At 54.6% G+C, this 15745-nt stretch carries 8 protein-coding genes and 4 pseudogenes; 7 read left to right on the top strand and 5 right to left on the bottom strand.

Annotated elements, in window-relative coordinates:
* Positions 1–249 precede the first annotated feature (249 nt).
* From FRY98_RS19600 to FRY98_RS19610, 3 genes are all read right to left on the bottom strand, one after another.
* Positions 250–1587 (bottom strand): ABC transporter substrate-binding protein, encoded by a 1338-nt coding sequence (locus FRY98_RS19600; RefSeq protein WP_148455116.1) that lies wholly within the window; start codon positions 1585–1587, stop codon positions 250–252.
* Between the two features lie 1292 nt (positions 1588–2879).
* Positions 2880–3857, bottom strand: coding sequence for a LacI family DNA-binding transcriptional regulator (locus tag FRY98_RS19605; RefSeq protein ID WP_148455119.1), 978 nt, complete (start codon positions 3855–3857; stop codon positions 2880–2882).
* A gap of 88 nt (positions 3858–3945) precedes the next feature.
* Positions 3946–5121, bottom strand: a complete 1176-nt coding sequence (locus FRY98_RS19610) for a GntR family transcriptional regulator (RefSeq protein WP_148455891.1) — start codon at positions 5119–5121, stop codon at positions 3946–3948.
* A gap of 443 nt (positions 5122–5564) precedes the next feature.
* On the opposite strand from FRY98_RS19610, the gene FRY98_RS19615 reads away from it, so the two are divergent.
* From FRY98_RS19615 to FRY98_RS29490, 7 genes and pseudogenes are all read left to right on the top strand, one after another.
* Entirely contained in the window at positions 5565–6809 is a 1245-nt protein-coding gene (locus FRY98_RS19615; protein ID WP_148455122.1) for an extracellular solute-binding protein, read from the top strand.
* Entirely contained in the window at positions 6809–7684 is an 876-nt protein-coding gene (locus FRY98_RS19620) for a carbohydrate ABC transporter permease (RefSeq protein WP_148455124.1), read from the top strand. The genes FRY98_RS19615 and FRY98_RS19620 overlap by 1 nt, the downstream gene beginning before the upstream one ends.
* Before the next feature lie 21 nt (positions 7685–7705).
* Positions 7706–8551 carry a carbohydrate ABC transporter permease gene (locus FRY98_RS19625; RefSeq protein WP_148455126.1) on the top strand — a complete coding sequence of 282 codons (846 nt, stop codon included), beginning with the start codon at positions 7706–7708 and terminating at the stop codon, positions 8549–8551.
* An 85-nt stretch (positions 8552–8636) separates the two neighbouring features.
* Complete coding sequence (locus tag FRY98_RS19630; protein WP_148455128.1) at positions 8637–10127, top strand: alpha-N-arabinofuranosidase; 1491 nt, start codon at positions 8637–8639, stop codon at positions 10125–10127.
* 116 nt (positions 10128–10243) lie between these two features.
* Positions 10244–10756 (top strand): annotated as a pseudogene (locus tag FRY98_RS29480) (S-layer homology domain-containing protein); the annotation flags it as partial.
* Positions 10757–11398: 642 nt separating this feature from the next.
* Positions 11399–13801, top strand: a pseudogene (locus FRY98_RS29485) (LamG-like jellyroll fold domain-containing protein); the annotation flags it as partial.
* Between the two features lie 192 nt (positions 13802–13993).
* A pseudogene (locus tag FRY98_RS29490) lies at positions 13994–14491 on the top strand (LamG domain-containing protein); the annotation flags it as partial.
* Positions 14492–15253: 762 nt separating this feature from the next.
* Here the strand turns inward: FRY98_RS29490 and FRY98_RS29030 are convergent.
* Both FRY98_RS29030 and FRY98_RS29035 read right to left on the bottom strand, forming a co-directional pair.
* Positions 15254–15445, bottom strand: coding sequence for a hypothetical protein (locus FRY98_RS29030; RefSeq protein ID WP_225039689.1), 192 nt, complete (start codon positions 15443–15445; stop codon positions 15254–15256).
* A gap of 96 nt (positions 15446–15541) precedes the next feature.
* A pseudogene (locus FRY98_RS29035) lies at positions 15542–15715 on the bottom strand (recombinase zinc beta ribbon domain-containing protein); the annotation flags it as partial.
* Positions 15716–15745 lie beyond the last annotated feature (30 nt).

The following is a 15745-nucleotide window of genomic DNA, read 5'->3' on the forward strand; positions in this document are numbered from 1 at the left end:
TTTTGTAGCTTTGCTTGCTTTCGTTGTTTAACTTGCGTTGCTGCTTAACTTGTTGTTCTTGCTGTGCTTGCTGTATTGCTGTACTTGCTGTATTGCTGTACTTGCTGTATTGCTGTACTTGCTGTATTGCTGTGTTTGCTTTACTTGCTGTATTTGCTGTATTTTGCTGTATTTTCTTAACTTGCTGTACTTTCTCTACTTGCTTGACCTTGTTTTGATTTGCTTCGATTTACTTCGATTTACTTCGATTTATTTTACGGTTTTCCAATATTCCTCAATTTCCTGAATCAAGGTGCCGCGGTCTCCGGCGCCGCTCAAATATTTCTGCATGGAAGCGCCGAGTTTGGCCCAGTGGTCGGCGGGCAGAACGCTCATCGATTCCTGGAATTGACCCTTCGCCATGTACTCCTGAATGGAGCGGCCGAGCGGATCGGCGGCCGGCAGGGTGATGCTCTTGAAGGCCGGAATAATATTAGCTTGATTCACGAGGAAGTCCTGTCCTTTTTCCTCATACACCAACCAGTTCAAAAAGGCTTTAGCCGCTTCCTGCTGTTCGGGCGTGCTCTTCTCCTTGTCTACAACAATTCGCTTGGACGTGGCCAGGGAGATTTCCCGGTTTCCGAAATCGTCGGGAGTATCGCTGATCGGTACGGGAATAAACCCGTATTCGCCGTTCGCCGTATCGAAGGATTTAATCTGCGGCCATGCCCAGTTGCCCTGGAACCAGATGCCGACTTCGCCCTTGCCGAGAAGCTCGGCACCGCGTTCATAGACGCCGGAGAGCGGGGATTTCTTATCGATGTTGTACTCTTTCATCAGATCGAATGTATCGAGCAGCCCATTGAGAGCTTTGTTGTCGGCGAGGGCCGTTTGCCCAGCTTTCAACGAATCGATAAATTTGTTGACTTCCGCCATATCCTTGTTCTGGGTAGCATAGGCCAGCGGCAGGAAGTGAGCCCCGAGCGACCAGTCCATCGGCGAAACAATCAGCGCTTTCTTTCCGGAAGCTTCGATTTGTTTGAACAGGTTTTCCAAGTCGCTTCTGGTCTTTATCGTACTTGGATCAAATTGGCCGCCGACCGCTTGATCGAGCACCGGCTTATTGTAAATGAAACCGTAGCCTTCGATGGCCAGAGGAAAGGCGAGGTTTTTGCCATCGAATGTCGTCAGGCTCGTCGCGTTTTCCACGATGTCGGCGTTCCATTTCTCACCGCTCAAGTCGAGGATCCGGTCCTTGAATTTCTCGACATCCCCCGTATCCAGCATGATCATGGTCGGCGGGTTTCCCGACGCGTACATGGTCGAGGCGCGTTCGAAAGGCGAGGTTCCCGCCGGAGCCGCCATAATCTCGAGAGTAACGCCGGGATGGTCGGCTTCAAACGTCTTGGCCGCCGCCTCAAGTTGGGTTTGAATTTCTCCCTTTGAGTTCAGCAAGGAGATTTTTACCTTGCCGCCCGAGCCCCCGGCCGAGGAACCGGCGCCTTCGGCGTTTTTGGAGCCGGCCTGATTGCCGCCTCCGCAAGCCGAGACGAGGAGCGTCAAAATTGCGATCATGACCGTCATGTTCATCCAGGATACTCGTTTCATCTTTGTTTCCCCCTGTTAAATGTAATCGCTTGCATCATTTACGAGATCATTGTATGTCAAACGTTTAACATATGTCAATCGTTTGACATAAAAAATCGCGAAAAAAATTAGGGGCTGCCTCAAGACGGGTTTGCTCCCGTAACAAATCGAACTCAACTTACCGAGCGGATTAAGCGGTCGTTTATGGCCCTGGCCGCGGCCACCATAGGCGCTATGTCGCGAAAGCTACGCTTGCGGAAATCTAACGGAAATAATAGCTGCTATTTTGCGAATTTTCCCTTTCGCGAAATTCTAACGGAAATAGTAGCGCCTATTGTGGTAATATCGCGTCCAAATGACCTCATTTTGCCAAAATAGCCGCTACTGCGTCCGTTAGAATTTTAAAACATGCCTAAAGGACGAAATAGCGGCTATGGCTTCCGTTAGATTCCCGGGTGATCTTCGGGTTTTTGTTGGAGTACCTGAGTGAGCTTCAGGCTCCTGTAGAATACCTGGCTGATCTTCGGGCTTCCGTTGAAGTGCCCGTGCAGAGCTTCGGGCTTCCGTTGAAGTGCCCGGCGAACTTCGAACTTCCGTTGAAGTGTCCGGCAGAGCTTAGCATTTTCGTCGAAATGCCCATCAGGCTTCGGCCTTATGCGCTCGGCGTTAAGTGCGGTGCTCCCCGGGGAACAATAACGGCCATTATAGCCGCTATGTCGCGAAAGCTACGCTTACGGAAATCTAACGGAAATAATAGCTGCTATTTCGCGAATTTTCCCTTTTGCGAAATTCTAACGGAAATAGTAGCGCCTATTGTGGTAATATCGCGTCCAAATGACCTCATTTTGCCAAAATAGCCGCTACTGCGTCCGTTAGAATTTCAAAACATGCCTAAAGGACGAAATAGCGGCTATGGCTTCCGTTAGAATGCCCGGGAGAACTTCGAGTTCTCGTTGGAGTGCCCGAGCAGAACTTCGGGCTTCCGTTGAAATGCCCCGAGCAGATTCTCGGGCTTCCGTTGAGATCCCCGAGCAGATCTCCGGGCTACCGTTAGAATGCCCGTCAGAACTTGGGGCTTCCGTTAGAATGCCCGGCATAGCCTCGAGCTACCGTTAGAATGCCCGTCAGAACTTCGGGCTACCGTTGGAATGCCCGGCATAGCCTCGGGCTCCTATAGAAACCCGAGCAGATCTCCGGGCTTCGCGTTAAAAAGCCCCGCAAGCCTCGGGCTTGTGCGCTCCGCGTAAGTGCGGTGCCCCCTGGGCACGATACACTCGGAAAATAGTATAGTTACTGCAATTAGTTAGAGCATTTTACGCGGAATCCCGCACAATAAGTTCTACTGGCAAGATATTGGCAAAATCGACGTTTTCCCCTTCCACCTGTCTGCACAGCAAATCTACGGCCAGTTTACCCATTTCGTCAACGGGCTGGCGTATGGAAGTCAATTCGGGCGTTACCCAGCGGGCTGCGCTCACGTCGTCATAGCCGATGATTTTGACTTCTTCGGGGACCTTTTTTCCGACTCGCTTGCACTCCTTGATGGCGAAGGCGGCGATAATGTCGCTTGTGGCGAATATGCCGTCGATATCCGCGTGCTCCTTCAACAGCTGGCTCAGCAGCTCTTCGTACTTGGCCTGATCGAACACGTTCATGTCCGTTTGAATGATCAGATGCTCGGTACCGTGCTGGCGGACCACGTCAAGAAAAGCGCTCGTTCTCCGGTTGGCCAGCAAATCCAGCTGCAAGTTCCCGCAAATATGCGCGATTTTGCGGCAGCCGAGCGCGATGAGGCGTTCGGTGGCCAGGCGGCCGCCTTCGTAGTTGTCCGAGCTGATAAACGGAATCTCCTCCCCGATCTTCCGGTCAAAGGTCAGAATCGGCGAGCGCAGACTTTGGTATTCCTCCACTTCCAAAGTATGGCTCCCCATAAAAATCCCGTCCACCCGGTTGCGCTTCAACATTTCGATATAATCCCTTTCCTTGATGGGATCGCGTTGGGAGTTGCATAACAGCACTTTGTACCCTTTCTGATAGGCGTAATACTCCACCCGGTCCGTCAGTTCGCTGAAGAAGGGGTGAGAAACGCTGGGGACGATCACACCCAGAATATTAGACTGCTTACGAAGCAGGGACCGGGCGATCTCGTTCGGCTGATACCCGAGCGCATCCATGGAATCATATACTTTTTTTCGCGTCGTTTCGCTGATGTATCCCCGGTTGTTCAGCACCCGGGATACCGTAGTGACGGAGACGCCGGCCTTGGCGGCCACATCGTGAATCGTTGCCATTGGATATCCTCTTTCGTTTCTCTAATCTATCAACATCAACAATATACCTTAGGGGCGGGCCGAGGGACAAGAAGACCGGCCGGCCGCTTCATCCTTCGCGTTCGCTTCCCTTTACCGGCGCAGTGGAACTGCGGATGACCAATCTGGGCTCGTATACGACGGACTGGGGCGGCTGTTCTCTGCCCTCGACCGCGGCGACGATCCATTTGGCCGCATCCGTGCCCATTTCCATTTTGGGATGGGTCACGGAGGTCAGCTTTACCTCGGATGCTTCCGCCAGAGGGGAATCGTCGAATCCGACGATCGAAACCTCATCCGGTACCCGAAGGCCTTGTCTCCTCAACAGGTCCAGCACGGCCAAGGCCAATTGATCATTGTAGCAGACGATAGCGGTGGGAAGGGGCGAAGTTCCGTTAAAGAAGGGCTCCAGGCGCCGAATCACCGCACTGCTTTGTTCCTCGGTCGTATACGTCAGAACCATTTCCGGAAAAAAGGTGACCTGGTTCTCGCGAAAGGCGCGAATGAATCCCTTCATCCGGTTGACCCCCTGCAGGTCATCCGTTTTGAACAGCCCGACGATACGTTCATGGCCGAGCCGGATCAAATGGTCCGTGGCCATAAAGCCGCCGAGATCATCATTCACGATTAGATGGGGGGGCATCAACTGCGAGTAAAATTGGTTGATCATCAGGTAGGGGATCTGTTTCTGCTCGAGCGTCAAATAGTAATTGATATTCGGATTGTAATTACTGCTTCGCGTCGGCTCTACGATCAGCCCGTCGATCCCGCGGTCCAGCATCGCCTGCAGGCATTGTTTCTCCTTCTCCACATCGTTGTCCGTACAAGCCAAGGTGAGGGAATAGCCTTCGGCGGTCAAATAAGATTCGATGCCTTTGATAATCGAGGGAAAAATATAATCGGAGATGTAGGTCGTTATGACGCCGATGTTCTTCCGATTGACGTTAGCGGGAGAGAAGCCGGAAGGCCCCGCACCTACACCTGCACTCAAACCTGCACTCAAACCTGTGCCCAAACTCGCACCCGCATGCGATTCGTTGACCGATAAATTCGGGCTTGCGGAACAGAACGTCCCCGCCCCTTGCTCCCTGTAAAGCAAGCCTTCATGCACCAGAGCCCCGATCGCCTGCCTGACGGTGTGACGGCTGACCCCGAACATGCCGGAGAGCTCCTTCTCCGAATATATCTTATCTCCGGGCTTCACCTTGCCGTCCCGAATCCATTCCGTAATTTGTTCCTTGACCATACTGTATTTTGTTTTCTGCACCGACACGGTATCACCACTTCGATCTATATGATTAGCCTATAACACTAAGCTGCCCAATCTGTAAACAAAACTATCGTATCAAATCGGACGCGAATTTACTATGAATAAATAAGAAGCAGAAAAATACACATAAAAATATGTACGTACAAAAATGATGAATACGATTGACATGTACGAACATGTAAATTAATATTTGTTACATAGAATGCGCTTACAACAAATACATCGCTAATAAGTTTTCTTTTAGTTAAGGATAAAACAGCTTTTAGCTTGCTAGAACTGGTTATCCAGCGAGAGGGGGTTCCATAATTGTCTAAACATGTACGTACATCTAAAGGGCTAGTGGGGGCAACGGCATCTGGGAACTGCAGCGTGGTAACCGGGACTTATGCATGTAGAAAGAAATCGAGGAGGAGAACAAATTGAAAAGAAAAACCATTTCTTTAATTTTGCTGACAGCTATATTCAGCGCTTTACTTTCGGCCTGCGGAAGCGGATCGGACAAAAACACCATCGTCTTCTGGACGCCGTTGACCGGGGACGACGGGGCTTACATGGACCAAATCGTCAAGGAATACAACGCGACCAATCCGGAATTTAAAGTGAAGCACGTCATTACCTCGGATATGTACACCAAAATTTCCACAGTCATCAATTCCGGCAAAGGGGTACCCGACCTGGCCATCATTCACGCCGACCGCGTGCCGGGGTTCGTGAAGCAAGGCGTGCTTGAACCGTTGACCGGGGTGCTGTCCGCCCAGCCGGAACTCAAGCAGGACAACTATTTGCCCCAGGCCTGGTCGACCGGCACGATCAGCGGCACGCAGTATACGGTTCCCCTGGATATTCACAGCAACGTGATGTATTACAACAAGGACCTGCTGAAGAAATATAACGCCGAATCTTTCCTGGACGATAACATAGTCACGATCGATGAGATGCTGTCCCTCCAAGGCAAGCTGGACGAGGGGGATTATGTCGTCAACGACGCGCTCCTCGGCTGGGTCATCCTGGCTCAGGTGCAGAACCTGGGCGGCGACATCCAGCAGGACGGCAAGCCGGCCGTCAACACCGAAGTGATGAAAAAGGCGTTTGAGAGCGTGAAAAAAATCGCCGATGCGGGCTTGATGACTCCGTTCGGCGAGGACGGGTACCTGATGTTCCAAGGCGGGCACGTGCTTTTCTCCACGGACGGGACCTGGAGTTCCACCGCGCACGCCAAAGTGGAAGGGCTTAACTTCGGCGTGACCAACATTTACTCGCCGACGCCCGACAAATTCACGAACCGGGCTTCCTCGCACCTGTTCGCCATGCTGACCAACGAGAAGCGCACGGATGAGAAGGAGCAGGGCATCGGCGCCTTCCTGGAGTTCATCCGTCAGAATTCCATGGAATGGGCGAAGGCCGGGCAGATCGTCGCCAGTAAGCAGGTCATCGAAAGCCCGGAATACAAAAACTACATCCAATCCTTCTTTACTTCCGACGAAAAGGAAATTGAATCCCTTTACATCTATACGTATGAGCACTATCCGTACATTGCCGAAGCGGTAGACACGTATTGCGCGGATATCGTCCGCGGCAACGTGGACCTCGATGAAACTTTGGCCACCATGCAGAAGTTTGTCGAAGACAAAATCGCCGAGAACAACAAGGCGGCGGGACAATAATGAAAAAGAGATCTTTTACACCTTACTTCTTTATTGGTCCCCATCTGATCTTGTTTATCGTCTTTATTCTGGTGCCGACGATTTACGGGATTTACGCTTCGTTCACGAAGTGGAATTTGCTCGGGGACCCGGTCTGGGTAGGTTTTGAAAACTATAAAACGATATTGTTCGACAGCACTTCCACCTTTAACGCTCAATTTATGAACGGAATGAAGAACACCTTGATCTTCGTGGGTCTCAGCGTTCCGATTCTTATCGTGATCCCGCTGATGGTCGCGGTGGCGCTGGAGCATAAGAAGGTCAAAATGAAGGGGCTCATGCAGTCCATTCTCTACATTCCCGGTCTGATTTCGATCTCCGCGGCGGCGCTGATCTGGCTGTTGATCTTCAACAAGCAGCTCGGAATCACCGGCAACGTGTTCGGTTCGCAAATTCCGTGGCCGGCGAATCAGCCTTACGCCTGGATCATCATTATCGTGATCACGGTTTGGGGCGGTGTCGGCGGCAACATGATCATTTACCGCGCCTCCATCAACGGCGTGGCGAAGGACCTTTATGAAGCGGCGGAAATGGACGGGGCCGGCTCCATCCGGAAATTTACCAGCATTACGCTGCCGTCGATCCGTTTTCCGCTCATCTATACCTTCGTGATGACGACGGGCGGGGCCTTTAACGTTTTCGGCCAGCCGTTGATGATGACCAAAGGCGGCCCGCAGCAGAGCACGCACGTTCTGATGATGTATATCCGCCAGTTGGCGTTCGGCCACGGGGAGTCTATCGCCGGGATGGCGTCCGCGATGGCGGTGCTGCTGGGTCTGGTGATCCTGGTCATTTCCGCCATGCAGTACTATGTGATGAACCGGAATGCTTCCTAAAGGAGAGGTGGGTGAGACATCATGCTGAAAAAAATCAATCTATCCAAATATTTGGCCTATTTGTTTTTAATCGTGCTTTGCTTGATCTGGATTATCCCGGTGCTGTTCGGGATCACTACGTCCTTCCGGACGGAAGCCGAGGTCGTCTCCAGCGGGTTCCGGCTGCTGCCGGAGAGCTGGAACTTCGAGAACTACAAGGCGATTCTGGAAAACACTTCAACCGCGCCGATTCTGCGCTGGCTGTTTAACTCGCTGTTCATTGCGATTACCCATACCTTCCTGGTGGTTGTCGTCATTTCGTTGACCGGCTACGGGTACACGCGCATTAACTTTAAGGGCAGGGATACGCTGTTTTTTACGCTGCTCGGCATTTCCTTTTTTCCGGGAGTCGTCAACCTGATTCCTTCCTACAAAATCATCGATGCGCTGGGCTGGGTCAACACCGCCTGGGCGATGATTATTCCGGGGCTGGCCGGGATGGGGAATATCTTTCTCGTCAGACAGTTCCTCAAGGGGATTCCGACCGAGCTCGACGAATCGGCCCGCGTGGACGGCGCCAGCGATTTCCGGATTTACTATTCGGTCATTCTGCCGCTCATCAAGCCGGTGCTGATCGTGTGCGGGCTGTTCTCTTTTATCGGCTCCTGGAACGATTTCCTCTGGCCGGTCATCGTATACACCGATGTCGACAAAATGCCGGTGACGGCCGGATTGCTGCTTCTGCAGGACATTTACGGCAACTACCGCATGATCGGGCAACTGGTGGGGTCGGCCATATTGGCGATCATTCCTACGTTGGTTCTCTTTTTGTTTGCGCAAAAGCATTTCCTTCAATCGATCAATCTGAATTCCGGGCTCAAAGGCTGAGCTTTGGAAACTCTCGAATTAGGGAAGCACGGGAAACAACCCAGGACCAAGAAGACAAAGACAAAAGACATGGAGGCGAGTGGATTTGGCGAACCAAGTCATTATCAATACCGATATCGTGAAGGGGAAAATCAACAGGAACATCTACGGCCATTTTGCGGAGCATTTGGGCAGATGCATCTATGAGGGGATTTGGGTCGGAGAGGACTCCCTCATACCGAATACGCAGGGCATTCGCAACGACGTGCTCGAAGCGCTGAAACGGATCAAAGTACCGGTACTGCGCTGGCCGGGCGGCTGTTTTGCCGACGAATATCATTGGAAGGACGGCGTCGGTCCGCGCGAGGGACGGAAGCGGATGGTCAATACGCATTGGGGCGGCGTGGTGGAAAATAACCATTTCGGCACTCACGAGTTCATGCTGCTCTGCGAGCTGCTGGAGTGCGAACCGTATATTTGCGGCAACGTAGGCAGCGGTACCGTTCAAGAGATGTCCGAGTGGGTGGAGTACATGACGTTCGACGGGGAGTCCCCGATGGCGGCCTGGCGCGCCCAAAACGGCAGTGAGCAGCCTTGGAAGCTGAAGTATTTCGGCGTCGGCAACGAGAACTGGGGCTGCGGCGGGAATATGCGGCCGGAGTACTACGCCGATCTGTATCGGCGTTACCAGACTTACGTGCGCAACTACGGCGATAACAAACTTTACAAAATCGCGGGCGGAGCCAATGTGGACGACTACAACTGGACGGAAGTGCTGATGAAACATGCCGGCTGGCTGATGGACGGCTTGAGCCTGCACTACTATACGATTCCGGGCGACTTCTGGCTGGGTAAAGGATCGGCGCTTGATTTTCCGGAGGACGAGTGGTTCATCACGATGAAGAAAGCGCTTCATATGGATGAGCTGATTACGAAGCACAGCACGATTATGGACAAATACGACCCCGACAAGCGGGTCGGCCTGATCATCGATGAATGGGGCACCTGGTTTGACGTGGAACCGGGCACGAATCCGGGCTTCCTGTATCAGCAAAACACGATTCGCGACGCTTTGGTCGCCGGTCTTCACTTTAATATTTTCCACAACCATTGCGACCGCGTGCATATGACGAACATTGCGCAAACCGTGAACGTACTGCAGGCGATGATTTTGACGGAAGGCGAAAAGATGATCCTGACTCCGACGTACCACGTCTTCGACATGTACAAGGTGCATCAGGACGCGGAGCGGCTGGCGGTCGATTCCTCCTTCGGCAGCTACGAGTACAACGGGGAGAAGTTGCCGCAAGTCACGGTATCCGCTTCAAGGAATGACAGCGGGAAGGTGCATATCAGCTTGTGCAACATCGACCACCAAAACGGCGCGGAACTGAGCCTGGAGCTGCGCGGCGGCGCTCGGTCTAGCGAGGCCAAGGTATCGGGCACCCTGCTGACCGCGGCATCGATGAATGCCCACAACACCTTCGAGCGCCCCGATGCCGTGAAACCGGTGGACTTCTCGGACGTGACCATACAGGCCGATCGTCTGCAGCTCAAGCTTCCGCCGATGTCCGTAGTGACGTTAACTGTGGAGTAGTTTGGAGCATAGCAAGGGTTCAAAAGAATCGGTAATAAGGAGAGATGTCCGTGAAGGGAAGGTTCGGCAAGTTTCTGGTCGCAGCGCTGGTTTGGACGCTGTTGTGGCCGTCGAATATGTTGGGTTTCGGTTACGCGGCCGCGGCGAAATCGGGCTCCGATTTACAGGGACACTGGGCGGAGAAGGAATGGTCCTCCTGGATTCAAAACGGCTGGATCCGCGGTTATGGCGACGGCACATACCGGCCCGATCGGCCGATCTCGCGAGCGGAGTTTGCGGCGCTCGTCAATCGGGTGCTGGGTTTTGCCGAGATCGGCGGCGCGGCCTTTACCGATCTAAAACCCGAAGACGCCGCCTATCCGGAAATCGGGAAGGCGGTTGCGGCGGGGTATATGAACGGTTTTGACAATGGGACCGTTCGCCCCGCGGATTTCGTCACCCGGCAGGAAGCGGCGGTGATGCTGTTCCGGGCGTTCCGCCTGGAGCCGGCTGCGGACGGCGTTACCCCCGGGCTTCGGGACCTGGCGTCCATGCCGGAATGGAGCCGGCCGGCGGCGGCCGCCTTGTGGAGCGGCGGTTATGTAAAAGGGTCGGCGGACGGCGCCTTTAACCCGGCCCGGCCCGTTACCCGCGCCGAGGCGGTCGCCCTGCTGAACCGCCTCTCCGGCAAAGTGCTGCTTGCGCCCGGAACGTACGGCGGAGATTCTGCGCGGAATAGGATCATTCAACGCGGAGGGGTGACCTTGAAGGATGCGGTGATTCCCGGCAACCTTTATCTTTCCGAAGCGATGGGCGGCGGGGAGGTTGTGCTGCGAAACGTAAAGATCGGCGGCAAGGTGTTCGTATGGGGCGGAGGGAAGGACACGCTCTCGCTGATCGACTCGGATGTGGCGGAAATCGTTATGGATAAACAAGGAGGAGGCCGTATCCAGCTCGACGCCCGGGGCGCGACATCGGTGAAGCGGGTCACCGCCGTATCCGGTGCCGTATCGATTCATATCGAAGAGGACAGCGTTATCGAGAGCGTCGACATTCGAGGCGGCCAAACCATTCCTGTCACCGGGAAAGGAAAGATCGTTTCCGCCGACAGCCGGTTGGTCCGTCAGGAACAAGGGCAAGCGCAAGAGCAGGGACAGGGTGCGGCGTCCGGAGGCGCGGGCACGAGCCCGGGCTCCGGCTCTGGCTCGGGAACCTCCGGTTCCGGCGGTTCTTCCTCGCCTGGAGGCGGCGGGCCGGCGCCGGTTCCGAATCCGTCACCGGGGACCGGCCTCCCGTCCTTCACCGATGTGTCCGTGCATGATCCTTCGATCATCAAGGACGGCGGCGCTTATTATGTATTCGGTTCGCACATCGAAGCGGCAAAATCGACGGACCTGATGCACTGGACGCGATTTACGAACGGGTACGACACGCCGGGGAACGTGCTGTACGGCGACCTGTCCGCCAATCTGGCGGCCTCGTTCGCCTGGGCCGGGGAGGACGACGCGGACAGCAAGGGCGGGTTTGCCGTCTGGGCGCCGGATGTGTTCTGGAATAAAGATTACAAAAATGAAGACGGCACTACCGGAGCCTACATGATGTACTACAGCGCCTCGTCCACCTACATCCGGTCCGCGATCGGTTATGCGGTGTCCAAGAAGATCGAGGGCCCTTACCGTTACGTGGACACGGTCATTTACACCGGATTCACGCGGGATGAAGCCTACGACAACAACAGCGCTGTCAATAAAAAATGGGATAACACCAATATCAAGCCTCTGATTGAAAAAGGCGATTTGCCGGGCGTCAAAACCGACTGGTTCAACAGCAACGGTTCCTACAACAACGCTTCCTATCCTAACGCGATCGATCCGACGCTGTTCTACGACAAGGACGGCAAGCTGTGGATGACTTACGGCTCCTGGTCCGGCGGGATTTTCGTCCTGGAGCTCGACCCGGCGACAGGGCGGGTCAAATATCCGGGACAGGACGGCCGAACGGCGGACGGCCGGATGATCGACCGTTACTTCGGCACGCATATTGCCGGCGGGTATACGAAGTCCGGCGAGGGTCCGTTCATCCTTTACGACGAGGAGACCGGGTATTATTATCTGACCGTGACTTACGGCGGCTTGGCGGCCAACGGCGGCTACAACATGAGACTGTTCCGGGCGCTTGCACCGGAGGGGCCTTATGTGGATGCCGAAGGAAAAGGAGCGGTGCTGCCGGACCGATCGACGGCCAATACCGCTTATGGCACCAAGATGATCGGCAATTTCCTGTTCGAACGGGAGATCGGCGATCCGGGCTCGGGCCAGGGTTACGGTTACGTGTCCCCGGGGCACAATTCGCTGTATTTTGACGAGGCGACGGGCAAGCGATTCCTGATCTTCCATACCCGCTTTCCGCAAAAAGGCGAAGCTCATGAAGTCCGGGTGCATCAGCTCTTTTTGAACAAGGACGGTTGGCTGGTTACGGCGCCTGCGCGCTATACCGGGGAGACGGTTCAGCCGGTCAGCGCCCGGGATATAACGGGGGATTACAAGTTCGTCAATCACGGTTTGGCTTACTCCGGCGGGATTACGAAGTCCGTAGCGATCCGGCTGAAGGAGGACCGGACGGTGGCGGGCGACGTGACGGGCACCTGGAGCTTAAGCGACGGCTACCGGGCGTCCCTCACGCTGAACGGGGTAACTTATGACGGGGTGTTCGTCCGTCAGTGGGATGAGACGCGGGGAGCGGAAACGATGACCTTCACCGCCAGCTCGGCGGCGGGGGAAACGGTTTGGGGTATCCGGCAGCCGGATAAAAGCGACGAGAGCCTCGTGGCGGACGTCCGCCAAGCCTTGACCCTTGGCGATACGGGGCGGGTGATGGCAAATCTGGCGCTGCCGGCGCGCGGAGCCCGGGGGACGGTTATTTCGTGGAAGTCCTCGGACCCCGGCGTCATCACCGATCAAGGGGTGATTTCTCCGCCGGAGCCGGGAGAACCAAACCGGACGGCTACTTTGACAGCGACGATAACCAAAGGGAACGCTTCCGCCGCCAAAACCTTTTCCATCGTTGTCGTCCCGGTGGACATCGCAGCCGGGTTGGTGGCGCACTATGGGTTCGAGGAAAATCTGGAGGATTCGTCCGGCCGGTTTGGCGTTGGGGTCGTCACGGGGGACCGGATCGATAAATCCTCAGGCGGAAACATCACCTTCGGCGAGGGCGTGCACGGCAAAGCGGCCGTGTTCGACGGGGCTTCCGGCGTCCGGCTGCCGGACGGATTAATCCGAGGGAACAAATACTCGGTTTCGCTGTGGTTGAATCCGGAAAAACATACGGCCAACACGACAACCTTCTTCGGCGGCACGAACCGAAGCTGGATCAGTCTCGTTCCGCAGGCCTGGGACAACAACACGATGCTGTGGTCCGGCGAAGCGTGGTACGACGGCACGACAGGGTCGCGAATCCGCGCCAACCAATGGACGCACATCGCCTTTACCGTCGACGGGGATATGGTTAAGGTCTATGTCGACGGCGTGTTGAAATACTCGGGGACGGGATTCCCCGATGTCTTTAAAACCGGCCAGGAGTCTTTCGGCTTGGGCGTCAATTGGTGGGATGCGCCGTTCCAAGGCCGGATGGATGAAGTGCGCGTCTACAACGTCCCGATCACGGACGCGGTTGTCGCCAAGCTGGCGGGTGCCCGCCCGGACGGAGTGGAGCCGCCGGCCGAACTGACGGCGAAGTTCTCCTTTGAGGGGAACTTGGCGGATGTGGCCGGCAGCGCGGGCGCCGGGACGGTCGTTGGCGAGAAAATCGACGACGTTTCCAAAGGCGGCGTGATCGGCTTTGCCGACGGTGTTAACGGGAAGGCGGCCGTGTTTGACGGGAAATCGGGCGTCCTTCTGCCGAAAGGACTGATCTCCAGTCCAAACTACTCGGTGACGATGTGGGTGTACGCCGAACGGCTGACGACTTACACACCGGCCTTTTTCGGCGCGCAGACCAACAACAGCTGGATCAGCCTGCTTCCGGCCGGTCCGGAGGCCGCCGACGGAGGGAGCGTAGGCGAAGGGGAAGGCGCAGGCGCAGGCACATCCTCCAAGCTCTGGTCCGGATCGGCCTGGTACGACGCCGTCACCGGGGGGAGCACGCCGCTGCGTGCGTGGACCCACCTGGCTTTTACCGTAAATCGGGGCAAAGTGACGGTCTACGTGAATGGCGAGGCGAAATTTACGGGAACGGGATTCCCCGATATATTCACGGACGATCAGGGCACCTTCGCCCTGGGCGTGAACTGGTGGGACCCGCCATTCCAAGGCATGCTCGATGAGCTGCATGTCTACAAAGGCGCCCTTACAGCGGAGCAGGTCGCAGACCTGGCCGCCCGCTAAAAGGGCGAGCGCCGCCTTCCGGCTATCGGGCCGGGAGGCGGCTTTTTTGCCCGAAGGCATAGGGGTGGGGTTAGGTGTAGAGCTAGGTGAGGGCTAGGTGTAGAGCTGTGTAGGGCTAGGTGTAGAGCTAGGTGTAGGGCTAGGTATAGAGTTAGGTGAGGGTTAGGTGTAGAGCTAGATGAGGGCTAGGTGTAGGATTAGGTGCCGGGCGAGGTGTGGCGTGGCCTTAATCGGGCTTGCCTTGTCTTGAACCGCCGTTTTCGCTCCCTGCCCTCGTCTCTTTCAGAATAACCGGTTTTTAAGTAGGGTAGATGCGGCGTTCTTTTGCTCTAACGGACATAATAGCCGCTATTTCGCCAAAAGAGGCTCCTTCCCGATTCTAACGGAAATAGTAGCGCCTATTTACGGATTTCCTTGTCAAACTGATCTCCTTTTACCAAAATAGCGGCTACTGCGTCCGTTAGAATTCCGTTTTGCCCTGAAAGGACGAAATAGCCGCTATGGCTTCCGTTAGAATTTTCGCCGGTCCGTCGAACCTTCAGGCCCGGTTGACTCAGTTTTATTAGGAAAACAAACTGCCTTTTTATTAGCGGCCTATTAAACCGCTTCGGATTGGGTAGTGATTTCAATGTATTCCATTGCTCGGCGTAGCTGGTCGGCAACCTTAAACTTTACACTGAGGTTGCCATTCTCATGTACCTTGATATGGTCTACAAGCTCAATCAAAACCTCTCTTGTCAGCTTGTCGATAGTTTCAAACTTCTAAAAAACTACTAAGCAAGAGCTTTCATCGGTAATGCCATTTTGCAGTTCCTCACGCTCTGCGTGGAGGTTTTTCAAAACTTCGCCCAAAGCGGCTATTTGCCGTTCGTAATCTTTAATCATGTGACGGTAATCACTGTGAGTGATTTCTCCGTCTTTCCAATCCTGATAAATGGATCGCTTGTAACGCATGATTTTGGAGTGTTTCTTTTCTTTTGCTCTATTAAGGCTTCAATCCGAGTGGACTGGCTTTTTTGAAGCGGTGCGGATCTGATTTATTCTAAAAAGTTAGCATAGTGTACCGCAAGATATACCTGTTGTTGAATGGCATAACAATACCGCCGCTCCCAGTCGATTATGCTTAATGGAATGTTCGGTGCAAGCCGATTTTGACTGGTTTTTGTAGGTGCGGCAAAAGTAGTACACAGTGCCTTTTACCTGACTGCGACTAATAGCCTTGCCGCAATCGGCACAATGAGATTGGAAATGCTG

It is taken from the genome of Paenibacillus faecis (assembly GCF_008084145.1).
In the GTDB taxonomy this organism is placed as follows: domain Bacteria; phylum Bacillota; class Bacilli; order Paenibacillales; family Paenibacillaceae; genus Fontibacillus; species Fontibacillus faecis.